At 70.8% G+C, this 24,283-nt stretch carries 16 protein-coding genes; 8 read left to right on the top strand and 8 right to left on the bottom strand.

Going from position 1 to position 24,283, the window contains the following annotated elements; genetic code table 11:
- Positions 1 to 18 precede the first annotated feature (18 nt).
- A complete protein-coding gene (locus ENSA5_RS22110) occupies positions 19 to 1,983 on the top strand; it encodes a phospholipid carrier-dependent glycosyltransferase (RefSeq protein WP_146155983.1) in 1,965 nt (654 codons plus the stop codon).
- Positions 1,984 to 2,005: 22 nt separating this feature from the next.
- Here ENSA5_RS22110 and ENSA5_RS22105 read toward each other — a convergent pair whose 3' ends face one another.
- From ENSA5_RS22105 to ENSA5_RS22095, 3 genes are all read right to left on the bottom strand, one after another.
- Positions 2,006 to 3,286 (bottom strand): MFS transporter, encoded by a 1,281-nt coding sequence (locus ENSA5_RS22105; RefSeq protein WP_258182963.1) that lies wholly within the window; start codon positions 3,284 to 3,286, stop codon positions 2,006 to 2,008.
- 54 nt (positions 3,287 to 3,340) lie between these two features.
- A complete protein-coding gene (locus tag ENSA5_RS22100; protein WP_106393673.1) occupies positions 3,341 to 3,613 on the bottom strand; it encodes a hypothetical protein in 273 nt (90 codons plus the stop codon).
- Between the two features lie 86 nt (positions 3,614 to 3,699).
- Positions 3,700 to 4,710 (bottom strand): hypothetical protein, encoded by a 1,011-nt coding sequence (locus tag ENSA5_RS22095; protein ID WP_106393672.1) that lies wholly within the window; start codon positions 4,708 to 4,710, stop codon positions 3,700 to 3,702.
- A gap of 284 nt (positions 4,711 to 4,994) precedes the next feature.
- Between ENSA5_RS22095 and ENSA5_RS22090 the strand changes: the two genes are divergently transcribed.
- From ENSA5_RS22090 to ENSA5_RS22075, 4 genes are all read left to right on the top strand, one after another.
- Complete coding sequence (locus tag ENSA5_RS22090; protein WP_106393671.1) at positions 4,995 to 5,516, top strand: (2Fe-2S)-binding protein; 522 nt, start codon at positions 4,995 to 4,997, stop codon at positions 5,514 to 5,516.
- A 9-nt stretch (positions 5,517 to 5,525) separates the two neighbouring features.
- A complete protein-coding gene (locus ENSA5_RS22085; protein ID WP_106393670.1) occupies positions 5,526 to 7,907 on the top strand; it encodes a xanthine dehydrogenase family protein molybdopterin-binding subunit in 2,382 nt (793 codons plus the stop codon).
- Positions 7,907 to 8,917 carry an FAD binding domain-containing protein gene (locus ENSA5_RS22080; RefSeq protein ID WP_106393669.1) on the top strand — a complete coding sequence of 337 codons (1,011 nt, stop codon included), beginning with the start codon at positions 7,907 to 7,909 and terminating at the stop codon, positions 8,915 to 8,917. Before ENSA5_RS22085 ends, ENSA5_RS22080 begins: the two co-directional genes overlap by 1 nt.
- Positions 8,918 to 9,041: 124 nt before the next feature.
- Positions 9,042 to 9,515, top strand: a complete 474-nt coding sequence (locus tag ENSA5_RS22075; RefSeq protein WP_106393668.1) for a nuclear transport factor 2 family protein — start codon at positions 9,042 to 9,044, stop codon at positions 9,513 to 9,515.
- Between the two features lie 50 nt (positions 9,516 to 9,565).
- Here ENSA5_RS22075 and ENSA5_RS22070 read toward each other — a convergent pair whose 3' ends face one another.
- From ENSA5_RS22070 to cobA, 4 genes are all read right to left on the bottom strand, one after another.
- Positions 9,566 to 10,645 carry a 5-formyltetrahydrofolate cyclo-ligase gene (locus ENSA5_RS22070; protein ID WP_181198023.1) on the bottom strand — a complete coding sequence of 360 codons (1,080 nt, stop codon included), beginning with the start codon at positions 10,643 to 10,645 and terminating at the stop codon, positions 9,566 to 9,568.
- Complete coding sequence (locus ENSA5_RS38020) at positions 10,642 to 11,010, bottom strand: cupin domain-containing protein (protein WP_181198022.1); 369 nt, start codon at positions 11,008 to 11,010, stop codon at positions 10,642 to 10,644. Before ENSA5_RS38020 ends, ENSA5_RS22070 begins: the two co-directional genes overlap by 4 nt.
- Positions 11,011 to 11,455: 445 nt before the next feature.
- Positions 11,456 to 12,118, bottom strand: a complete 663-nt coding sequence (locus ENSA5_RS22065) for a CDGSH iron-sulfur domain-containing protein (RefSeq protein WP_106393695.1) — start codon at positions 12,116 to 12,118, stop codon at positions 11,456 to 11,458.
- A 62-nt stretch (positions 12,119 to 12,180) separates the two neighbouring features.
- Positions 12,181 to 13,767 (bottom strand): uroporphyrinogen-III C-methyltransferase, encoded by a 1,587-nt coding sequence (cobA, locus tag ENSA5_RS36245; protein WP_146155982.1) that lies wholly within the window; start codon positions 13,765 to 13,767, stop codon positions 12,181 to 12,183.
- Between the two features lie 162 nt (positions 13,768 to 13,929).
- Here cobA and ENSA5_RS22055 point away from each other — a divergent pair, with 162 nt between their 5' ends.
- Positions 13,930 to 19,548: a protein kinase domain-containing protein gene (locus ENSA5_RS22055; protein ID WP_181198021.1), complete on the top strand. Its 5,619-nt coding sequence runs from the start codon at positions 13,930 to 13,932 to the stop codon at positions 19,546 to 19,548.
- Between the two features lie 31 nt (positions 19,549 to 19,579).
- Positions 19,580 to 21,397, top strand: a complete 1,818-nt coding sequence (mnmG, locus tag ENSA5_RS22050) for a tRNA uridine-5-carboxymethylaminomethyl(34) synthesis enzyme MnmG (protein WP_219906831.1) — start codon at positions 19,580 to 19,582, stop codon at positions 21,395 to 21,397.
- Between the two features lie 50 nt (positions 21,398 to 21,447).
- Here mnmG and ENSA5_RS22045 read toward each other — a convergent pair whose 3' ends face one another.
- On the bottom strand, positions 21,448 to 21,810 hold the full coding sequence (locus ENSA5_RS22045; protein WP_106393664.1) for a PilZ domain-containing protein: 363 nt from the start codon (positions 21,808 to 21,810) through the stop codon (positions 21,448 to 21,450).
- Positions 21,811 to 22,250: 440 nt separating this feature from the next.
- Between ENSA5_RS22045 and ENSA5_RS22040 the strand changes: the two genes are divergently transcribed.
- On the top strand, positions 22,251 to 24,140 hold the full coding sequence (locus tag ENSA5_RS22040) for a GNAT family N-acetyltransferase (protein WP_106393663.1): 1,890 nt from the start codon (positions 22,251 to 22,253) through the stop codon (positions 24,138 to 24,140).
- Positions 24,141 to 24,283: the final 143 nt, after the last annotated feature.

Here is a 24,283-nt window from a genome sequence, read left to right as displayed (position 1 = left end):
AGCGTGCATACTCCCGGCGTGCCGGACGACGCCAGCGAGCGCGAGGTGCCCAGGGCAGGGGCGCGGGCTTCCGATCCTCCCGCGGCGTCTGGCGCGGGCGCCCGGCCGCGACGTGCGTGGCTGGTGCTCGCGGCCTTGCTCGTCCTGTTCTCGCTCCTGCGCCTGTGGAAGCTCGAGCTGGATCCGCCGGGGTTGGTCGTGCCCGGCTACAGCGGCCAGGCCCACTTTCGCGACGAGGCCGCGAAGGCCCACGAGGCCCGCAACTACGCCAAGTGGCAGCGCTGGTCGCTGTCCGAGGTCGACGAGTACGGGTTTTGGCGGGCGCAGTCGCCCGCGTGGGTCTGGGGCGAGTACCTGTGGTTTCGCAGCTTCGGCGTCGGGCTGCTGCAGGCGCGGATGTTCGTGGTCGTGCAGACGATCGTCGCGCTCGCGCTGCTGATGTGGCTGGCGATGATCCGTCACGGGCTCCCGGCCGCGCTCGCAACCGGGCTGCTCCTGGGCTTGAATTGGGCTTACCTCGTCTACTCGCGCCTCGCGTTGATGGAGGGCGCGCTGATCTGCTGGCTGATCGTCGCGACCGTGGCGCTGTCTCAGCTCGAGCGCCAGCCCAGGCAGGCCGGGCGCTGGTCGATGTTGGCGGCGGGCGCGATGCTGATCGCGTGCACGATCAAGCAGACCGGGCTGCTCGTGGTCCCGGCCTTCTCGGTCGCGCTTTGCCTCCTCGGGCTGCGCGCGGCCGGGGTCGTGGCCGGGCTCGACGACGCCGACGCGCCGTGGCGGGCGCGGCTCATGGCCCGGCTGCGCCAACGCGAGGCCCGGGTCACGCTGGTCGCGGTTGGGACCTTGGGTCTGGCGCTGGCGCTGCTGGTCTTCAGCCCGGAGTACCAGCAGCGCCTCGCGTTCAACGCGGTCCACTTCACGGCCGCGGGCGACCAGTCGGTCCTCGGCCGGGCCGCGCAGACGCTGGCGCGCGGCTTCTTTAGCGCTCGCTTGCAGCGGATGTTCCTGCTCCTCGCGCCCTGGATCATGTGGCTGGCGACGCTCGAGCTGGTCCGGGTGGTCGTGCTGGCGCTGCGCGATCGACGGGCGCGCAAGCGCGGCGAGCCCCGGCCCGAGCCGCGCGGGCTGCTCGAGGGCCGCGCCGACCCGATCGATCTGTGGATGCTGGCGTGGGCGATCTTCGCGTTGCTCGCCAACCTCGCCAGCCCTCACCGAGCGATCCGCTTCCAGCTCGTGATGCTCCCGCCCGCGGCGTGGCTGGCGGGCGCGGTGATCGGGCGGGCGTGGCTGCACCGCTGGCCGAGCCCGAGCTGGCGTCGCGTGGTCCGGGGCTCGCTGGTGATCCTGGCGCTGCTCGGGATCACGCTGACCGCGGTCCGCTTCGTGACCTGGACCCGAAACGCCGAGGCCTCGACCGCGTGGATCGGCGACGAGCTCCGCGAGCTGATCGGTGAGCGCGAGGCCGTGGTCGTCGGCGAGTTCGCGGCCCAAGCCGTGTTCGAGACCGACTACCGCCACTTCTACGTGCGCCCCAACCAGTTCAATTTCACGCCCGAGATCCTCTACGAGCTCGGCATCACGCACCTCGTGAGCGAGGGCGAGGACGACTTCGTCGAGGAGCTCTTGCAGGACGCGGTCCCCGAGCTGCTCCTCGGCCGGCGGAGGCTCGGATACGTTGGGTTTCGCGGCCGCCAGCTGGCGGTCTGGGAGCTCGCGTCGCCGGAGCGCCGGGCCGAGGTCGAGGCCTGGATGGCGGGCGAGGCCGAACGCGAGGAGCTCAGCCGCAAGGCCAAGCGCGGGCGCGCGTCGAAGGAGCAGCGCGCCAAGGCTTCGAAGCGCCGCCGAATGGAGCGCAGCGAGGCCCAATGTCTGCCCGAGCCGCTGCCCGAGCCCGAGGCGGTGCCGATGACCAAGCTCCCGGCGCCGCGGCTGCGCGGGCAGCCAGCGCGGGGGCGACCGAGCGCGCCTTCGTTGCCGCGCTGAGCCCCGGACTTCGGCGCACGGGCTAAGCCGAAGCCGAGTCGGGTCGGGCGCTTGGTCGCTGGCGCACGAGCGCCAGCAGCGGCAGGCACACGAGCGAGATCCCGAGCCCGGTAGCGAAGGTCCCGACGAAGCCGAGCGCGTCGGCCAAGACCCCCGAGAGCAGCCCGCCTGGCGCCTTGCCGAGGACCTCGACGCCGGCGAGCAAGGTGTAGTGGGTCGCGCCGATCCGCCGGTCCACGCGGCTCATCATGAACGCGAACATGGCGGTCGTGAGCCCGCCGCCCGCGAGCTCCTCGAGGCCCTTGGCGAGCACGACCTCGGTGTCGCCGATCGCCCCGGGGGCCAGGCTCGCGAGCCACACGATCGCGCCGATCGAGAGCGTGCGCGCGATCGCGAAGCCCACGAGCGCGCGATAGATCCCGACCCGCGTGGCCAGCCACCCGCCGAGGAAGGACCCCGCGAGCGAGAAGAACATGCAGTAGACGCCGAGGATCAGGCCGATCCGGGCCTCGCCCCAGCTGGCGTAGCGGACCAAGAAGGGCTCGAACATCGCGTCGCTGACCGACTCACCGATCTTGTAGGTCGCGACGACCGCCAGCAGCGCGAGGCCGCCGGGGCTGGCGAGGGCCTTGTACAGGGTCGAGAGCATCGCGCGGACGCTGGCCCGGGCCGCCGGGGGGCTCTCGCTGGGGCTCGGCGCGGTGCCGCGCTCACGCCAGATCAGGGTCACGATCAGCGCGACGAAGATCAGCGCGCTCATGGCCTCGAATAGGCCGCGCCAGCCGATCCACTGGCTGGCCCACAGCAAGATCCCGCCGCCGATCTGCATCCCGACCTTGTAGGCCACGACCTGGGCGATGTTGCCCCAGCCGAGCTCCTCGGGCGCGAGCATGTCGATCGCGAGGCCGTCGACGGCGATGTCCATGGTCGCGGCGAACAGGTTCGTCAGCGCGATCATGGCCAGGAAGAGCAGCAGCGCCTCGGCCGGGACGAACGCGAGCCCGAGGCAGGTGCTGGCGAGCGCGGCCTGAAGCGGGACGATCCAGCTGCGTCGCCGGCCGAAGCGCGCGCTGCCAAAGCGGTCGACGAGCGGCGCCCACAAGGGCTTGAGCAGCCACGGGGCCGAGACCGCGCCCGCGAAGCCGATGTGGGTCAGCGACAGGCCGTGGGTCGCGAGGTAGACCGGCAGCGCCTTGGCCTGGAAGCCGAAGGGCAGGCCCTGGACCAGGTAGAAGACCGAGAGGATCCCGAGCCGCGCGGCGAGGGGCTTTTGGGCAGGTGGTTTTGGTCCCCCCGTCGCCACGGGGCACTATGCCACGTGAGGTCGCTACGCGTCCGGTTGCTCGCTCGTGGGAGATCAGACCGGGGGCAGGGCGGCCTGCTCGGCCTCGAGCTCGTTGCGCAGGCGCAGCTCGTAGCGGGTCTGGTCTTCGGGGTCCATGTCGGCGAGCTCGGTCGTGGTCTCGATCCGCAGCGAGTCGTCTCCGGCTCCGCTCTTCTCGTGGACTTCGGTCACCCAGCTGCGGCCGCTGTGGGGGTCATGGTGGAGGGTGCGAACGATCCCCGTACGGCCGTTATCGCGCCGATAGACCTCGAAGCTCTTGACCGCGCTCTTGCGTGCTCCACTCATGCGGGGCGGACCCTAAGGGGTCGAGGGTCTGCGCGCAACTGGTCGCAAGGTCGGTTCGCTGAGATGGGGCGCAGATCCAGCTCAGATCAGCCCTCGGGCGTGAAATTGAGACACGCGTCGTGGATGATCGAGAGCGAGTTGGCGAAGAACTCGGAGTAGTCGTCAGCGCACACGTCCCCGATGTCACCGTAGGTGAATTTTTCGATGAACTGTTCGATGCGATAGGTGATCTGTGCGCCCTCGAAGGGGAGGTTGTTGTCACACTGGTTGGGCGGCGGCAGCCCGGCGAGCGCGAGCACGACCACGTTCGACTCGACGCCCTTGCGCGCGACGATCTTGGCGTACCAATCGACGGGCCCCCCGGCCGATCCCTCGTTGAAGGCCGCGCCGTCGTCCTCGTCGGTGATCACGACCAGGACGAGCAGGGCGTCGTCGCGGATGAAGCCCTCGTTGCAGCCGCCGGGCGCCCCGAGCTCGGGGCCGATCGCCCGCAAGGCGGCGTCGATCTGGCGCTCGTCGGTGTCGCCGTCGACGCCAACATTTGCGGCGCAGGTGAACGCGGGGCCGAGCTCGTCGGCGAGCGAGATGAAGCGGCCGGCGGTCCACGGCCCGCACGCTCCGGCGGCGCTGTGGGTCACGAGCGCGCCGAGCTCGCGACAGCCGTCTTGGTTGAGGCCGTAGGCGTCGGTCGTGACCACGCCGACGTGATAGTCGTTGGCCTCGTCGAGGTTGGCCTGGATGCCCGAGATGAACCCGTCGAAGCTGGCGATGAGGTTGGCCTGCTCGGCGACCATGCTGTTGGAGTTGTCAATGACGAACAGGAGATCGACGACGCTGCACGCGGCCGCGGGCGGCTGGTCGGGCATGTCGAGCTTGGCCGGGCCCGGGTCGCCGTCGTCGCCGTCGCCGTCGCCGCTCGGATCGTCGTCACCGCCGGTCTCGGGCCCGTCCTCCCACCACGGGATCTCGGGTGGCTCCCAGTCGTCGTCAGCGTCGTCGTTGGCGCGGGTGATCTGCTGGCAGCCCGCGAGCGCGATCAGCAGCCCGAGCAGGAGCTGCCTGGGACGGCGCGGGCGTCGAACGCGGAGTGCGGGCATGGGCGGCCACGCCCGCGGCTGCGCGGGCGTCGCGAACCAAGATAGTGGACGGTCAGAGCTTACGCACGCCTAGCAGCCCGTGGTGCAATGCCTCACGCGACCTCGCTTGGCCTCCTCGCCGAGGCTTTGTCGCCAGAACTTGCAGTACGCCCGGTACAGCTGCGTTTTGGCTCCGCACCCTCGACGGAAATTCTGGCGCGAGGAGCCGCGATGCGTTGCACCACGGGCTGCCCGCGCCCGGCCTTTGCCTTGCGAAGCGCGAGGGCGGGCGCGAACCTACCCGCATGGTCGAGGCGCTCCTGTCCTTGCGCATCAACGGCGAGCCGGCCCACGTCGCCGCCCCTGCCCACTGGACCCTGCTCGAGGTGCTCCGCTACCGCCTCGATCTGATCGGGAGCAAGCAGGGCTGCGACAAGGGCGACTGCGGCGCCTGTACGGTGCAGATCGACGGCGAGCCCGTGCTCGCGTGTCTGACCCTGGCCGCGGCTGCGCAGTCGCGCGACATTCGTACAGTCGAGGGGCTCGGTTGGGCGCCCGAGGCGGTCGAGGGCTGCCACCCGCTGCAGGACGCCTTCGATCGCTGGGACGCGGCCCAGTGCGGCTTTTGTACCCCCGGGATCCTGATGAGCGCCGAGGCGCTGCTGCGCAAGGTCGGCGGCGTGGTGACCCGCGAGCAGGTCCGCGAGGCGCTGGCCGGCAACCTGTGTCGCTGCACCGGGTACACCAAGATCATCGACGCGGTCGTCGACGCGAGCGAGCAGCTCCATGCCGAGCGTGAGCAACCCGAGCAGTCAACGGGCACCTGAGGAGCGAGGATGACAGACCAAGCCGAACCCGAGGTCGAGTGGCAGCTCGGCAAGTCGCACCGCAAGGTCGACGCGATGGAGCGCATGCGGGGCGTCACCCGCTACACCGACGACATCAAGCTCCCGGGCATGCTGCACTGCAAGATCCTGCGCAGCCCCCATCCCCACGCCAAGATCCTGCGCATCGACACCAGCCGGGCCGAGGCGATGGACGGCGTCCACGCGGTCATCACGGGCGAGGATCTGTCGACGCCCTACGGCATCATCCCGTGGACGCCCGACGAGACCGCGCTCGCCGTCGCCAAGGTCTGCTTCGTCGGTGACGGGGTCGCGGCCGTGGCCGCCGTCGACGAGGACACAGCCAACGCCGCGTGCGAGGCGATCGAGGTCCTCTACGAGCCGCTCCCGGCCTACTACGATCCCGAGGCCGCGCTCGCGGGCGAGCACAAGATCAACCCCTACGCCAAGCGCGGCAACCTGTCGAAGAAGGTCGTGCTCGAGTTCGGCGACGTCGACAAGGGCCTCGCCGAGGCCGACGTCGTCGTCGCCGGCGACTACTACTTCGAGGGCACGACCCACGGCGCGATCGAGCCCCACTGCGCCGTCGCCATGGTCGAGCCCAAGGGCACGCTCACGGTCTGGTCGGCGACGCAGGTCTCGCACTACCTGCACCGCGAGCTGGCCAAGGTCCTCGGGCGCTCGGCCGCGACGATCCGGGTGATCCAGCCGCCGCTCGGCGGCGCGTTCGGGGGCAAGTCCGAGCCCTTCGACCTCGAGTTTTGCGTCGCCTTGCTGGCGATCCGGACCAAGCGCCCGGTCAAGTGCCTCTACACCCGCGAAGAGGTGTTCTACAGCCACCGCGGCCGCCACCCGATGCGGATGCGCTACGAGACCGGGTTCCGCCGCGACGGCACGATCACCGGGGTCTCGGCCAAGACCTTCATCGACGGCGGCGCCTACTCGAGCTTCGGCCTGGTCACGACCTACTACTCGGGCCAGCTGCTGTGCGCGCCCTACGAGTTCCCGGCCTACCGCTTCCACTCGACCCGGGCCTACACCAACAAGCCCGCGTGCGGGCCCAAGCGCGGCCACGGCTCGGTCCAGCCCCGCTTTGCGATCGAGGTCCAGCTCGACAAGGCCGCCGTCGAGCTCGGCATCGATCCGATCGAGCTGCGCCGCCGCAACGACATCGGGCCCGAGGGCGTGACCGTCAACGAGTTCAAGATCGGCAGCAACGGCTTTCTCGAGTGTCTCGCGCGGGTCGAGGCGGCCTCGGACTGGACCCGGCGCCGGGCCGAGCTGCCCTATGGCCGCGGCCTCGGCGTGGCCGGGAGCACCTACATCTCGGGCACCAACTACCCGATCTACCCCAACGAGATGCCCCAGGCCGCGGTCCAGGTCTGCCTCGATCGCAGCGGCCGCGCGCGGGTGTTCTCGGGCGCCAACGACATCGGCCAGGGCAGCAACACGATGCTCGCGGTCATCGTCGCCCAGGAGCTCGGGCTCGCGCTCGACGACATCCGGGTGCTCTCGGCCGACACCGATCTGTGCCCGGTCGATCTGGGCGCCTACAGCTCGCGGATCACCTTGATGGTCGGCAACGCCTGCCTCGACGCGGCCCAGAAGCTGCGCCGCAAGGTCCGGGCCGCGGTCGCCAAGCGCTGGGAGATCCCGAGCCGCCGGGTCACGCTGATCGAGCGGCGGGCCATGGATCTCGAGGACCCCTCGCGCAGCGTGCCGATCGCCGAGGCCTTCAACTGGGCCGAGGCCGACAACGGCCTCCTCGGCGAGGTCGGCAACTACAACACGCCCAAAGATCGCCACGGGGACTACCGCGGCGGGACGATCGGCGCGTCGCCGGCCTACAGCTTCACCGCCCACGTCGCCGAGGTCGAGGTCGATCCCGACACGGGCGTGGTCGAGGTCAAGCACATCTGGGTCGCGCACGACTGCGGCAAGGCCCTGTCGCGGCGGATCGTCGAGGGCCAGATGGAGGGCTCGGCCTACATGGGCTTCGGCGAGGCGCTGATGGAGCGCCACGACGTCGACCCGGGTCACAACGGGGTCCACATCGGGCCAAGCCTGCTCGACTACCGCATGCCCACCTTTCTCGATACGCCCGAGCTCCACGCGCTGATCGTCGAGGCCCCCGACGCCCAGGGGCCCTACGGGGCCAAGGAGGCCGGGGAGGGGCCGCTGCACCCGAGCATCCCGGCGATCGCCAACGCGATCTACGACGCCGTCGGTGTCCGCCTCGACGCGCTGCCGTTCACGCCGCCGAAGGTCCTGGCCGCGATCGAGGCCCGCCGCCTGCGCGAGGACGCCGACGAGCTGCCGATCTTCAAGGCCGGCCGTGGTCGCCCGGACCAGTCGGATCGGAGGAGCGCCTGATGTTGCGTCTGCCTCAGTTTGGCGTCGAGCTGCCGAGCGCGATCGACGAGGTCGTCGCGCTGCTGCGCGACAACCCCGGCGCGCGGATCGTCGCGGGGGGCACGGATCTGCTGCCCAACCTCAAGCATCAGCTCGAGCAGCCCGCGATGTTGATCAGCCTCGCGCAGGTCGCCGAGCTCCGCGCCATCTCCGAGGTCAGCACCGAGGTCGGGCCGGCGCTCGAGATCGGCGCTGGGGTCACGCTGACCGAGCTCAGCGAGGACCCGCTCGTGCGCGAGCACTTCCCGAGCCTGGCCGCGGCCGCGGGCACCGTTGCGAGCCCGCTGATCCGCAACATGGGCACGATCGGCGGCAACCTCAACCTCGACACGCGCTGCCGCTACGTCAACCAGACCAAGTTCTGGCGCCAGGCGATCGGCGGCGGCTGCCTCAAGTCCGAGGGCGAGGTGTGTCACGTGGTCCCGGGCGGCCGCAACTGCGTGGCCGCGCTCAGCAGCGACTGCGCCCCGGTCCTGATCAGCCTCGACGCCGAGGTCGTGCTCGCCGGGCCGCAGGGCGAGCGCGTGGTCCCGGCCGCGAAGTACTACAAGGCCGACGGCCTCCGCCACACGGTCCGCGAGGACGCCGAGATCACGACCAAGCTCCGCGTGCCCCTGGCGAGCGGCCCGCGGCGCAGCGCCTACGCCAAGTGGACGGTGCGCAAGAGCATCGACTTTCCCCTCGTCTCGGTCGCGCTGCGCTTTGACCTCGCGTCCGACGATGTCGACGCCGCCGTCACCGGTCTGAAGATCGTCGCGGGGGTCCTCGGGGCCAAGCCGCGGATCGTCGCCAAGCTCGACGACGCGATCGGCAAGAAGCTGTCGGATCCGGCGCTCACCAGCATCGTCGCCGCCGCGGTTCACAAGCAGTGCAAGCCGCTCGAGAACGTGCCCTACGAGGCCCCGTACCGCCGGCAGATGTTCGCGGTGTTCACCAAGCGGGCGATCGCGGACCTGGTCGCGGCGGGGTAGAGCTCGGGCAGGGGAGGGCCTCGCTGCAGTGGCAGGGTCGCTGACGGCCGCGGGGGTCAAAAACCAGCTCGACCTCGTCTTCGAGGGGCCTTTCGGAAAGGTCCCTCGCTGCTAGATTCTCCTCGTGCCGACCCACACCGAGCTCATCGAGCGCTTCTACACCTCGTTCGCCAAGGGCGACGCCGAGGGCATGATCGCCTGCTACCACCCCGAGCTTCGCTTCTCGGATCCGGTGTTCGTCGATCTCGACGCCCGCGAGGCGGCTGGCATGTGGAGGATGTTGTGCGCCCGCGCCCAGGACTTCTCGCTCGAGTTCTCCGCGGTCGAGGCCGAGGGGGATCGCGGCTCGGCCCACTGGGAGGCGCGCTATCTGTTCTCCGCCACGGGTCGCCAGGTCCACAACGTGATCGACGCCGAGCTGCGCTTCGCCGACGGCAAGATCATCGAGCACCGCGACCACTTCGACTTCTACCGCTGGTCGCGGCAGGCCCTCGGGCTCCCGGGCTGGCTGCTCGGGTGGACGCCCATGCTTCGCAGCAAGGTCCGCGGGCAGGCGCGCAAGGGGCTCGAGCGCTACCTGCTCGGGTCCCCAAGCTGAGGCCGGCCCTGAGATCGGCCCTGAGATCGGCGCCGAGACCAAAGCCGAAGTCAGCGCCGAGATCGCCGAGCCTTGGCCAGCGCCTCGGCGGCGGTCCGCACCGTCGCCTGGCCATCGAAGTAGCTCGTCGTGGGTACGGGCCTGCGCGCCCTGGCGGCGTGGAGAAGCTGGCGGGCGTCGTCGTCGTGGAGGGCCGCGATGCAGCTGGCGTAGACCCCCTCGGGCCCCTCCTCGGACTCGTTGTGACCGACGAGCAGGGTCTGGATCTCGGCAGCGAGGGCGCGGTCCGGGGTCGGGACCAGGAGGGTCGTGAGCGCGGCGTGCTCGATGCGGAGGTTCGCGAGCCGCTGGGCCTCTCGCTCGGGATCGCGGCTGCGGACGGCCGGGAACAGGAGCCGCTCCTCGATCCCAATGTGGCGCAAGAGTCGCTCGCGGAACCGAGCAAAGGCCGAGGGATCGAAGCCAGCTCCGGCGAGGGCCTCGTTGAGCTGTCTGTCGATCTCGCGGTGGTCGAGGGACAGCCACTCGCGCAGCGCCTCGCGGGGGTCGGCGGCCGGACGCAGGACGCGGTCTTCGCTGACGAGGGCCGTCATCGGCACGTCGTAGGTGGCCCGGGGCAGCGTGGGGACCACCAGGGTCTCGAAGCTCAGCCCGATCGCGGGCAGCGGGTGGGCGGTGAGGAAGCGGTCGACGTAGCCGCTGCCGTGGCCGAGGCGGATGCCCGACGCATCGAAGCCCAGGCCCAAGATGATGGCCACGTCGACCTTGGTCTCGATCTCTTCGGCCGCGAGCTGGGGCGAGGCGCGAGTTGGTTGGTCGAGGCCAAAGCTGAGCGTTCGCAGCTCACACGGCCACCTGTGCAGGTGCAGCTGCCTGTCGCGGCGGTCGGCCCGAGGCAGGTAGACGGCCTTGCCCTCGGCTTGGAGGGCCTCGATCAGGGCGCGGGTCTGGGGCTCGGTGCCGAACGAGAGGCACACCATCACGCCCTTCGCGTCGCGGATCTCGGGCAGCGCGAGGGCGAGCGCCCGCATTCGTGGCTCGGCGGCGTCGCGGCGGTCCGGGGGGATCTGTTCGGCCCGCCGCGCGAGCTTCGGGCGGAGCTCGGCCTTGGCACGAAGGACTTCATTCACTGGCGAGGTCCCAGGACCAGCAAGAACGCGCTGTCGGTCCGGGCCTCGACCCTGTGGGTCTGGCCCTGTCCCATCGCGAGCACCTGGCGCCCGTCGACCCCGACCGTCGCGCTCTCGTTGTCGTGTTCGAACACGACCTCGCCCCGGAGCGGGACGACCAGGGCGGGCGCCGGGGCGCGGTGCTCGTGGAGCTGCTGGCCCTGGCGCAGGACGGTCAGCACGACGGTCAGCGCAGGGGTTTTGGCGAGCGTCCGCGCCGACTTGCCCTCGCGCGAGGTGGGCTCGGAGGCGAGCAGCTCGTCGATGATGGGGTCGAGCTGCCAGCCGTGGAAGGTCTCTGGGGTGATCTCGAGTGGTTCGTTCATGGGGTCCTGTCTTTCGGGTCTCGCGGTCGACCGTGTGGCGGGTGGCGCGGTGATCGGCTCGCGTGCGTGGGACAGGTATCATGAATACTTGTAATTGAAATGCTTGTTTTTGGGCTCGGGCGACGCAACCTTTTCGTCTTGTTCGCGTGCCCGGAGTCCGTTTTGGGTTTTGTGGCGGGTACCTCGAACTCGTTGATGAAACTGCATCGTGGCCGTCAGGCTCCGCGCCCGGCCGCAGGAGGTCCGAGTTCGGGCCGTCGCCTCGCCATCTGGGGTGCAAGAGGCTCTTGGTACAACGTCACCGTTGTGGCCGTGAGGCGAGCGTTTGGGGTGAGCGGAGGGGGCTTCGCCGCCGGAGCGAGGGGCCTTTTTGAAAGGCCCCTTGAAGATCAGAAGACCTGAGTCGAGCGCGCAGCGCTTGATTCAGGGCTAGCACCCCGGGCTGCTAGTCAGCCTGAAACCCGATGGCCTTGTGCGCGCCGTCGCAAAAGGGCTTGTTCTTCGAGGCCCCGCAGCGACACAGGGCCGCCCGAGTGCCGCGCCACGCGACGCGCCCGGAGCCGCCCACGATCGTGAAGCTGCCGTTGACCAGCAGCGGTCCGTTGGGCGCGCGCTTGACCTCGAGGCGGCCGCCCTCTTCGATCGAGGGCTCACCCGTGGACCCGACGGCGCCCTGGTCTTCGAAGCGGAGCTCGCGGTGGCTGTTGTCGCAAAAGGGCTTGGTCTTCGAGGCGCCGCAGCGACACAGGGCCGCGCGGAAGCGGACGCCGGCCATGTCTTCGCTCGCGCCGTCGATCGCGAGGTCGCCGCTCAGGTACAGCGGGCCGTCGTTGGCGACCACGACCTGGTTGCGACCGGGCGCGACCTCGGTCGCGCCGCCTTGTTTGCGGATGTAGGTCAGCGCGCCGGTCGGGCAGCGCTCGACGACGTCGACGACGTGCTCGACATCGTCGCCGACGACGTTGGGATCGCACCACGGCGCGCGCCCACCGACGAAGAGCTCACCCTCGGCGCGGCCGCACTCGCCGACGTGAATGCACAGGCGTCGGTCCCAGCGCACGTCGACCTGCTCGCCCGGATACTCATGGATGTCTTGCTCGTCAGCCATGGCTCCATCCTCGCGCACGCGCGGCGGGATGCCAACGGCATCGATCTGCCCAAGTGGGGGAGTCAGGTCTTTGACCCGAGCGTGCGCAGGACCGCGTCGAGGAGCCCGGCGTCGCTCTGGCGCTCGGCGACGGCGTCAACGCGGACGCCGAGGGCCGTGATCGCGTCGGCGGTCACGGGGCCGATCGCGATGACCTTGGCCCGCGCGAGGTGGGCGAGGGCCCGGGCTTCGCCGAAGGCCTCGGTCGTGGCCTCGACGAAGTGTCGGGCGGTCCGACCGCTGGCGAAGCAGATCGCGTCGTAGCCCTCGCCGCCCTCGTCGACAGCTTGGAGCGAGGCCAGGAGCAGCGGCGAGACCGAGGGCCGGATCGTCGTGTAGCCGACGATGAGCTCGAGCTCGCCGCCGGCCTCGGCGATCGCTTCGCCGAGCAGCGCGCGGCCCTCGTCGGCGCGGATCTGCAGCCAGCTGGCACCGAGAGACCCGCGCTCGCGCAGGGCGTCGATCAGGCCCTCGGCGCGGGCGCGGGAGGGCACGACGTCGGGCCGGAGGCCGCGCTCGATCAGGCGCTCCGCGGTCCCGGTACCGATCGCGGCGATCTCTTTGCCCGCGAAGATCCGGGCGTCGAGCTCGACCCGCGCGAGGGCCTCGACGAGGGCGTGGACGCCGTTGGGGCTCGACACGATCACCCCGGTGAAGCGCTCGCGCATCTCGAGCAGCGCGCGCTCGAGGGCGCGGCGTTGGTCGGGCGGGGCGGGCACGAAGTCGAGGCAGGGAAACGCGACGGCGTCGGCGCCCTCGGCCGTGAGCAGGTTGACGAGTCCGCCGGCCTGGCGCGCCGCACGGGTCACGACCACGCGGCGACCAAAGAGCGGGCGGCGCTCGAGCCACTGGATGCGCTCGCGCAGGGCGACGACCTCGCCGACGACCATCACGGCCGGCGGGCGGATCGCGGCTTCGCTCGCGCGCTCGGCGATGTCGGCGAGGGTCCCGACCACCGTCTGCTGAATGCCGCGTGTGCCCCAGCGCACCATGGCCGCGGGCGTGCTCGGGCTGCGTCCGGCCTCGACGAGGCGCTGAGCGTTTGCGCGCGCGTTCTTGACGCTCATCATCAGGACGAGGGTCCCCGCGCTGTTGGCCAGGTGCTCCCAGGCGACGGTGAGGCCGGCTTTTTCGTAGGCCTCGTAGCCTGACACGAAGCTGACCGAGGGCGTGTGATCGCGGTGCGTGATCGGGATCCCGGCGGCCTCGGGCGCGGCGATCGGAGACGACACGCCCGGCACGAATTCGAACCTGACACCGTGGTCCGCGAGGTATCGGGCTTCTTCGGCCCCGCGACCGAACATCATTGGATCGCCGCCCTTGAGCCGAACGACGTAGCGCCCGGCCCGCGCGTGCTCGACGAGCAGCTCGTTGACCCGGGCCTGATCGAGCCGGTCACTGGGCCGGTTTGCCTGGCCAGGTTGCGGGTGCGGACCGCGGACCCGCTGCAAGATCTCGGCTCGCGGGTGGCAGTGGATCAGCACCGCGGGGTTCACGAGGTAGTCGACGATGACGACGTCCGCGCGCGCGAGGCGATCCCGGGCCGCGAGGGTCAGCAGCTCGGGGTCCCAGGGACCCGCGCCCACGATCGCCACAAAGCCGTCGGTCACGACCGAGGAGATACCCGATCTGAGCGGTGGGAGACAGGGGATGCCGGCCGAGATCTATGCCGCCTAGGTGGGCCGAGGCGCGGGAGGCCGTGTAACCTGGGCCGGGGCCAAGTTGCACCGTCGACGCCAGCTACCTACGTCGAGCGAAGCGCGGGGTTCGTCGTGAACCTCCTGCTCGACGGCTACCGGACGGAGAGGCTGCTGCGCTCGTCGCCGGCGACGCGGGTCTACGAGGCGGTCCGGGACCAGGACCAGCTCGAGGTCGTGATCAAGGTCTACGAGCTCGGCCCGGATGAGGGCGTCGAGGCCCGGGTCGAGCACGAGTTTCGACTGCTCCACGAGCTCCACGTCGACGGGGTCGCGCGGGCCCTGGCGCTCGAGCGTCAGGGCACACAGCTGACGCTCGTGCTCGAGCGTCGCCGCGGGGTCAGCATCAGCGACTACGCCGACGATCGAGCGCTGCCGATCGACCTGGTCCTCGATGTCGCGCAGCAGCTCGCGCGGATCCTGACCGATGTCCACGCCCAGCGCGTGATCCATCGCGACATCAAGCCGGCCAACATCCTGATCGACCCCGAGACCCACCTAGTCGCGCTCGTCGACTTCGGCATCTCGGCGCTGCTCGAGCGTGAGGGCATCAACGACCCCGAGGTCGTGGACGGCACGCTGCCCTACATCTCGCCCGAGCAGACCGGTCGGACGCAGCGCGAGGTCGACCTGCGCAGCGATCTCTACTCGCTCGGGGTCACCCTCTACGAGCTGTTGACGGGGCGGCGCCCGTTCGAGAGCCGCTCCCCCCTCGAGCTCATCCACGCCCACCTCGCGCGCCGGCCCGAGTCGCCCCAGCGGCTCCGCGCCGAGATCCCCACGCCGCTCGCGGCGATCGTGATGAAGCTGCTCGAGAAGGCCCCGGAGCGACGCTACCAGTCGGCCCGGGGCCTGGGCCATGACCTCCGGTGTCTCGCCGCCGCGCTCCGCGACGGGCACCGGCTCGACGAGTTCGAGCTCGGCCTCGCCGACGTGCCGATGACCCTGCAGCTGCCGCACCGACTGTACGGGCGGAGCGAGGAGATCGAGATGCTCGTCGGCGAGTACCGCCGGGCCGGAGAGGGCGAGCCTCGTTTCGCGCTGATCACCGGGCCGGCGGGGATCGGCAAGAGCGCGCTGTTTGGTCAGCTCGCCGAGCCGGTCATCGGTCGTCAGGGCTTCCTCGCCCGCGGCAAGTTCGAGCGCGAGCAGAGCGACAAACCCTACGCGGGCTTCGTGATCGCGTTTAACGATCTCGTCGCCCAGCTCCTGACCGAGACCGACGATCAGCTCGCGCGCTGGCGCCGGGAGCTGATCGACGCCCTCGGTCCGCTCGCCGGCGCGATGTGTGAGCTGGTCCCGACGCTGCGCGCGATCATCGGGGCGCCGCCGGCGATGCCCGAGGTCGGTCTGGCCGAGGCTCACAACCGCGCCGCGTTGGCCTGCGTCCGGATGATGGGGCTGTTCGCCCGCGTCGAGCATCCCCTCGTCCTCGCCCTCGACGACATCCACAGGGCCGACCGGGCCAGCTGTGAGCTGCTCGCAACCCTGCTCGCGGAGCCGAGCGCGGCGCTCCTGATCGTCGGGACCATGCGCATGGACGAGGTCGTCGGCGGCGAGCCGATCCGCGAGGTCATCGACGAGGCCGTGGGCGAGCGCGAAGAGATGCTGTGGCTCGACCTCGCCCCGCTCGCGCGTGCTGACGTCGCGGCGCTGGTCGGAGACTCGCTCGCGCGCAGCCCCGACGAGGTCGCGTCGCTGGCCGAGCTCGTCGGACGCAAGACCAACCACAACCCCCTGTTCATCCGTCAGTTCCTCGCGCACCTCGTCGAACGCTCGCTGCTGCGACCGACCGCCGGGGGCTGGACCTGGGACCTGCAGGCGATCGAGCTCGCGGGCATCCCCGAGGACCTGGTCGAGATGATGACCGAGAAGCTGGCGGGCCTCGACGAGGGGCCCCGCGAGCTCTTGACCGTGGCCGCGGTCATCGGGCCGCGCTTCGACGTCGCGACCCTCGAGCTCGTCGCGGGCTCGCGCGATCTCGGTCGTGGGCTCGTCCGCCTCGTCAACGAGGGGCTGCTGACGGCGGTCGGATCGAGCCGCTACACCTTCGCCCACGATCGGGTCCGCGAGGTCGCGTACCTCATGGTCCCGCTCGAGCGGCGCTGCCTGCTGCATCGCCAGATCGGCCACTTCCGCTTCGGTCGCGTCGGCCTCAGCGATCTGTCCAACGCGGTGTTCGAGCTCGTCGACCACATCGACCTGGGCTACGGGCTGATCCCGCTGGCCGACGAGGATCCGGCCGCGGCCTCGGCTCGCGCCGACCTGCTGCTCGACGAGATGGACGAGTTCGAGCGCAGCAACCTCGCCGAGCTCAACGCGCTCGCGGGCTACAAGGCGCTCAACGGCGCCGCGGCGGTGGCCGCGGCGGGCTACCTCGAGGCCGGGATCACGCTGCTCGAGCGCGACGGCGGGTTCCCGGGCCCGGGCGAGATTGGCTACACCTTGCGCCTCGGCCTCGAGCTCGGCCTGTGTCAGGCGCTGGCGCTGTCGGGACAGCGCGAGCAGGCCGAGGGTCGCTTCGCGGCCTTGCTGCGCCGACCGGTCGGGCCCGCGGACTACGGGCGCATCGTGTCCAAGCGGGTCGAGAGCCACATCCTCGCCAGCGATCGCCGGGCGGCGGTCGAGGCCGGGCTCGCGGGCCTGCGCGAGCTCGGCTACGAGATCGAGCCCCAGCGCGGCGTGGCCGAGGCCGGCGCCGCGGTCTTGCGCCTGGTCCCGCGCCTGCGTCTGCGCGAGCTACGTGAGCTCTCGACCCGGCCGCGGGCCGACGAGCCCACAGCCAAGGCCGCGATGGAGATCCTGATGACGCTGGGCTCGGCGACCCAGTTCGTCGACGTCGCGCTCCACGTCGCGCTGGTCGCAACGCACGTCCACCTGCTCCTGGTCCACGGTCGCCACTCGTCGGGGCCGCTGGCGCTGACCCAGCTCGCGGCGTCGCTGGCGTTCGGGCTCGGCCGCCGCGAGCTCGCGCTCGAGGTCCTGGAGATCGCCCGCGAGCTCGCGGAGCGCGAGGGGCCCGAGTGCATGCGCCACCGCATGGACGCCACGCTGTGGCTGGTCGCGGGCTGGCGGCGCCCCTACTCCGACGCGCTCACGCCCCTGCGCGAGTCGAGCGCGCGGGCGGTCGAGGCTGGCGACATCGAGTTCGCCGGATACACGACGGCGCTGCAGGTCCCGCTTGGGCTCGCGACCGGGCTGCACATGCGCGCGCAGGAGCGGGCGATCGAGCTCGGGCTCCACCGCCTCCAGCAGTGGGGCGCGAGGTCGCTGCTGCCCGAGGTCGAGGCCCACGCCGCGTTCGTTCGTCTGATGCTCGCGGGCGACGAGCGGGCGCTCGCGCAGGCTGATCCGCTCGGGATCGGGGCCCACGAGCGCGACCCCGAGCTGCGTCGGGCGTGGCTGTCGATGCTCGTGCTCCAGGCCCAGCTCTTGTATCTGTTCGGGCGCTATCGCGACGCATGGGACGCGCTGTGTGCCCATGAGCGCGAGCTCGAACAGAAGCTGCGCGGGGCGTGGAAGGTCGGCGCCTACTACGAGGTCCGCGGGCTCCTGGCCGCGGCCCTCTACGCTCGCGCCAGCTTGCTCGAGCGGCCGCGCTTGCTGTGGACGCTCGAGCGCAACTACCGACGCCTGCGCCGCCACGCGCGTCAGGGCACGGTCGGCTTCGAGGCCAGCGCGACCCTGCTCGAGGCCGAGCTCGCCGCGATCCGTGGCCCGATCGATCGGGCCTTCGAGCTGTTCGGGCGGGCCCGACGCGAGGCCGCCGCCCAGCGGGCCCTGATGACCGAGGCCGTCGCGCTCGAGCGCATGGCCGAGCACGCGCGCGCGCGCGGCCTCGACGATCTCGCGCTCGGGCCTCTGCGCGAAGCTCGGTCGCGCTACCAACACTGGGGGGCGCAGACCAAGGTCGTCGCGCTCGAGCGTCGGTGGCCGTTTCTGAGCGGCGACGCAGCCAGCGCCTGGGCGCCCGAGGGCGAGCGCGCCGGGCCCGAGCCGCGCAACTCACGATCGACGGTCCACGCCGGATCGGCGCGCAGCGGTGGGCCGGGCTCGACCTCCGGGCGCGCCCTCGACATGGCGACGATCCTCAAGGCCTCGCAGGCGATCTCGGCCGACATTCACCTCGACGAGGTCGTCGGGCGGGTCATGGCGCTGGCGCTCGAGAACGCGGGCGCCGATCGGGGGGTGCTGCTGCTGACCCACGGGGGCCAAACCGCGATGGTCGCGATCTGCTCGGCCGACCAGCCGCTCCAGAGCTTCCTGCGCGATCCGGTCGCGCTCGCCGAGGCCGGGGACCAGGCGCCGGTCTCGCTCCTTCACTTCGTCGAGCGGACCCGCGAGGCCGCGCTCTTCGACGACATCAGCGCCGACCTGCGCTTCGCCGGCGACGCCTACGTCGCCCGCGAGGGCGTGCGCTCGGCCATGTGCGTGCCGATCCTCAAGCAGACGCGCTACGTCGGCCTGCTCTACCTCGAGAACAAGCTCAGCCCCGGGAGCTTCACCGCCGATCGCCTCGAGGTCCTCGATCTGCTCGTGACCCAGGCCGCGTCTGCGCTCGAGAACGCCCAGCTCTACGAGCAGCTGCGCACGAGCGAGGTCCGCTGGCGCTCGCTGGTCGAGGGCCTCCCGGACGTGATCATGCTCGTCGATCTCGACGGCCGGATCGAGTTCATGAACCACCTCGGCCACGAGCGTGATCTCAGCCGGCGGCTCGGGATGCTGGCCGGGGAGTTCATCGACCCCGCGTACTTGCCCGCGCTGCGCGTGGCCATGAGCGAGGTCATCGACGAGGCCGAGCTGCGCGAGCTCGAGATCGTCGGCAACTTCGTCGGGGCCGAGCCGCGCTGGTACTCGGCCCGGCTCGCGCCGATCGTCGTCGATGGTCGGGTCGAGCGGATCATCGCGGTCGGAACCGACATCACCCGCCGCCGCGAGGCCGAGGCGACCCAGGCCGAGCTCGAGGCGACCTTGCGTCAGCAGCAGCGGCTCGAGTCGATCGGGACCCTGGCCAGCGGCGTCGCCCACGAGATCAACAACCCCGTCCAGGGGATCATGAACTACGCCGAGCTGATCTCGACCTCGCCCGACGCGAGCGAGCTGACCCGAGAGTTCGCCGACGAGATCGGCGTCGAGTCTCAGCGCGTCGCGACGATCGTCCGCAACCTCCTGGCGTTCTCGCGCCAAGAGGGCGATCGCGTGGCGACGCCAGCCAAGCTCGACGCGATCGTCGAGGGCACGCTGTCGCTGATCCGCGCGGTCCTGCGCAAGGATCACATCGACCTGCACGTCGACATCCCCGCCGAGCTGCCCACGGTCGACTGTCACGTCCAACAGATCCAGCAGGTCATCATGAACCTGGTCACCAACGCGCGCGACGCCGTCTGCGGGCGCTGGGGGGATTACCACGACGACAAGCGGATCGAGATCGTCGGTCGGAGCTTCGAGCGCGGCGGGCGAAGCTGGGTTCGGCTCAGCGTGCGGGACCAGGGCGGCGGCGTGCCCGAGGACATCGTCGGGCGGATCTTCGATCCCTTCTTCACCACCAAGGGGCGGGACCAGGGCACGGGCCTCGGGCTCGCGGTCAGCCACGGGATCATCAGCGAGCACGGCGGCGAGCTGTGGCTCGAGAACCACCCGGGCGAGTCGGCGAGCTTCCACGTCGAGCTGTCTGCCTGCGCGGATACGCCTTGACTCGCCGCGCAGGCTGTTACACTCCGCGGTCGTGGTTTCGTCGCGCACACCCGAGGGGGCCGAGCCAACTCCGCGTTCGACCCGCCGCGGCGCCCCCAGCGGTCGCGTCGTGGTTGTCGGGGCCGGTCACGCCGGGCTCGAGGCCGCGTTCGCGGCTGCCCGCGTGGGCGTCCCGGTCACCGTGGTGACCGGGCGCCTCGACACGATCGGCCAGACCCCCTGCAACCCCAGCGTCGGCGGCGTCGCCAAGGGCCACCTCGTCCACGAGATCCACGCGCTCGGCGGCTTCATGGGCCGGGCCGCCGACGCCTGCGCGATCCATGGTCGGGTCCTGAACCTGAGCAAGGGCCCGGCGGTTCACTCCACGCGCCTCCAGGTCGACAAGGCCCGCTACGGCGCGCTCGCGCGGGCGACCTTGCTCGGGCATTCGGGGGTCACCACGGTGCAGGGGCTCGTCGAGGCGGTCCGGGTCGACGACGGCGGTCGGGTCGAGGCGGTGGTCCTCGCGAGCGGCGAGCAGATCGAGGCCGCCGCGGTCGTGGTCACGACCGGGACCTTTCTCGGGGGAATCCTGCACACGGGCGCCGAGCAGACCCCCGGCGGCCGGGTCGGCGAGGCCCCGGCCACGACGCTGTCGGGCCAGCTGCGCGGGCTCGGCTTTCGTCTCGTCCGACTCAAGACCGGGACCCCGCCGCGCCTCGATCGCAGCACGATCAACTGGGACGCGCTCGAGGGCCAGGGCAGCGACGATCCCTTCCCGCGCTTTTGCGCGCCCGACGAGCCCGACGCGCCCGCGCGCCTGCCCGAGGTCCGCTGCCACATCACCTTCACCAACCCGGCCGTCCACGAGCTGATTGGCGAGCACCTCCACGAGTCGCCGATGTACTCGGGCCAGATCGTCGGCGTCGGTCCGCGCTACTGCCCCTCGCTCGAGGACAAGGTCGTGCGCTTCGCCGACAAGCCGCGCCACCAGATCTTCCTCGAGCCCGAGGGCCTCGACGAGGACGCGCTGATCTATCCCAACGGGATCTCGACCTGCCTGCCAGCCGCGGTCCAGCTCGCGTTCGTGCGCCAGATCGAGGGGCTCGCGGACGCGGCGATCGTCCGGCCCGGCTACGCCGTCGAGTACGACGCCGTCGACGCCCGGGCCCTGACCCACGAGCTGTCGAGCAAGGATCACGCGGGCCTGTACTTCGCCGGCCAGATCAACGGGACCTCGGGCTACGAGGAGGCCGGCATCCAGGGCTTGATCGCCGGGGCCAACGCCGCGCTGTGGCTCCGCGGCCAGGCCCCGCTCCACATCGAGCGGGATCAGGGCTACGGGGGCGTGCTCGTCGATGACCTCGTGACCCAGGGCTGCGACGAGCCCTATCGGATGTTCACCTCGCGGGCCGAGTACCGGCTGCTCCTGCGCGAGGACAACGCCGACGCGCGCCTGTCTGGCCTCGCCCACGCCCACGGGTTGATCGACGATCGTCGCCACGAGCTCGTCCGTCGCCGCCTCGAGCTCGTCGACGAGGCCGCGCTCGCGCTCGAGCGCGGCCGCGATCCAGGCGCGGGCCCGACCCCCGCATGGATCGTCGCCAAGGCGCGGGCGCGCCGAACCTACGCGGGCTACCTCGAGCGCCAGCGTCGCGAGGTCGCGCGCATTCGGGGCGAGGCGGGCAACATCCGGCTGCCGGTCGACCTCGACTACTTCGCCCTCGACGGGCTCACCCGCGAGTCCGCCGAGCGCCTCGCGCGGGTCCGCCCGTCGAGCACCCACCAGGCCGCGCGGATCCCCGGGATCACCCCCGCCGCGCTGTCGTGCGTGTGGGCCCACGCCCGCACGCTGACGCGCAAGGCTTGAGTTTTCACAGCTGACAGTCGAGGTGCCAGCCCACCAAACCCAACGCGGGGTCAGGAGCGCGTACGCTTGATGAGCTCCGAGAGCAGCATCTCGTCGAGATCCGACAGATCGCTGAACCGCAGCGCAATGCCCCGTTGGCGCCCGCCATCGGCAGTTCCAGCGCGCACGACCTCGGCGTCGAGCATCAGGGGGTTGCGGTCGCTGCCGCGGTTGAAGGACACGGTGACCGACGCGCCCATCGGCAGCGGTCGGTTGGTCCGGACGAAGGCGCCGTGCGTCGACAGGTCGATCGTCCGGGACATGAGCATGTAGTGATGCTCGGGGGCGTGGAGCTTGATCTCGATCGCAACCGAGATCCGAGGACGTGCTCGACGCTCTGTTCCCGTGAGTTGCTCGGTCACTACGCCTTCCACGCCTCCTCTATAGCATTTTCAGAGCTGTGGGAGAACCTCATAAATGGATGAAACCGGCGTTTTTGGGTCCAATGGACAGTTGGGCGATCGCCGCACCAAGCGCGAAAACTCGTTCTCAGTGACCCGTTCAGTGCGCGATATCGATCGCGGTTGCGCGAAAGTGCGCAGGCTCGTTCCCAATTCGGGACAGGTAGACGGTCCGGCGCCAGGCTGGAGGTCGCGGAGCAAAACCAGCGAATTCCGCTTCACAGGGGTCACACAAGCGGCGCTTGACCAACGTCGCCCGCCGAGCACAATGCACCGGCCTTGGCCGGGATGCCTCAGTATCAATACGCGCTAAACACGCAGGTGCTGCGCGGATCGACCCGCGCAGATGCAGTAGCAAACATCCGACAGTGTGGGACGGCTGCCTCGCCGATCCGAGTGGGGGAGGGGGCTCCTTGAAGGTTCACTTCATCGGGATCGGCGGCACGGGCATGGGCGCGCTCGCGGGCTTGCTGGCGGCGGCGGGCCACGAGGTCCGCGGCTCCGACGGTCCGCTCTATCCCCCGATGTCGACACAGCTGGCGCGGGCGAAGATCCCCGTGTTCGAGGGCTACGCCGCCGACAACCTCAGCTGGGGTCCGGACTGCGTGGTCGTCGGCAACGTCTGTCGCAAGGACCACGTCGAGGTGCTCGCGGCCCGCGACCGAGGCATCGCGCTCGAGAGCTTCCCGAGCATGCTCGCGCGAAGCTTGCTGGGTCGGCGGCGCTCGCTGGTCGTGGCCGGGACCCACGGCAAGACCACGACCTCGAGCTTGCTGACCTGGATGCTGCGCGTGGCCGGCCGCGATCCCTCTTGGCTCGTCGGCGGGGTCCCGCAGAACCTCGGTCGGGGCTTTCACCTCGGCGAGGGCGAGGGCATCGTGCTCGAGGGCGACGAGTACGACACGGCCTTCTTCGACAAGAAGTCGAAGTTCCTCCACTACCGCCCGCAGCGCGCGATCATCACGAGCGTCGAATTCGATCACGCCGACATCTTCGCCAGCTACGAGGAGGTCCGCGACGCGTTCGTCGAGTTCGTGCGCCTGATCCCCGACGACGGCCTGCTGGTCGTCGACGGCGGCAACGCGGGCGCGCTCGAGGTCGCGCAGGCCTGCACCGGCGAGCTCGTCACCTACAAGGTGCTCGAGCGCGACGAGGAGCCCAGCGCGGCGCTCGCAACCTACTGCGTCAAGGTCACGAGCCGTCCGGGGTCCCGCCGGACCAGCTTCGAGCTGTTCGAGCGCGGGGAGCTCTTGGGCAGCTTCTCGACCTTGCTCAGCGGCGCCTACAACCTCGCCAACATCGCGGCGGCCTTCGCCGTGGCCCGGGCCGAGGGCTGCGAGGTCGAGCGCCTCGCCGAGGCGATCCGGCTGTTTCGCGGGGTCAAGCGGCGCCAGGAGCTGCTCGGGGTCGTCGCGGGCGTGCGCATGATCCAGGACTTCGCGCACCACCCGACGGCGGTCGACCTGACGATCAAGGCCACCCGTCGCCGCTACCCCGACCACTCGCTCCACGTGTGCTTCGAGCCGCGCTCGAGCTCGTCGCGCCGCGACGTGTTCTTCGCTGGCTACGTCAAGGCCTTCGACGCCGCCACGCGGGTCTACGTGGCCCCGGTCTACGCGCCCGAGCGGGTCCCGGACGGGCAGCTGCTCAACACCGCGGCGCTCGGGCACGCGCTGCGCGAGCGCGGGGTCGATGCGACCGCGTTCACGACGATCGACGACCTCGGCGGCTCGGTGCTCGAGCGCGCGGCCCCGGGCGACACGGTGTTGTTGCTGTCGTCGGGCAGCTTTGGCGGCCTCGCCGACCATCTGCTCGAGTCGCTCGGCGACGCCGTGACCTTCGCCCAGCCCGAGGACGTGCCCGCGCTCGACGAGCTCCTGGTTCGCTGCGGCATGGCGACCCTGCGCGACCCCGATCAGATCGAGAGCCTGGTGATCCGCCCCAGCCGCGAGCGCCGCGAGGCCGCGACCGTGCCCTTGCCCAGGCTGATCGGCTGCGTCCACTTGCAGCTCGTCGGCGACCGGGCGTTCTTGTTTGGGCTCGCGGTCGCGCCCGGCTGTCGCGGCGAGGGCCTGGGCTGGGTTCTGGCCGACAGCGTGATGCGCCGGGCACGGACCCTCGGCGCCCGCCGGGTCCACCTGATCGCCGGCGAGACCGCCGACTTCTTCACCGACAAGCTCGGGTTCTCCGAGGTCGACGTCGACCAGCTCGACCCCGAGCTGCGCGCGCTGTCCAACTTCGAGGCCGCATACCGCGAGGGCGCGACCTGCATGGCCTTCGAGCTCCCGCCCGGGCAACTATGATGACCCCCGCAGGCGTCAGCAACTCTGCCACGCACTGCCGCTGCGCGGCAGGTCGGTCGGTCGCTTCGCTCCCTCCCTCGGTGGGCTGGTATGTGGCACGCAGTCGTCTGCGTGGCCCCCTAAAGGGGGCTGGGTATCTATGA

The organism is Enhygromyxa salina, from assembly GCF_002994615.1.
GTDB classification, from domain to species: domain Bacteria; phylum Myxococcota_A; class Polyangia; order Nannocystales; family Nannocystaceae; genus Plesiocystis; species Plesiocystis salina_A.
The sequence above is the reverse complement of the archived record's forward strand: the minus strand, read 5'-3'. Positions and strand labels throughout refer to the sequence as shown.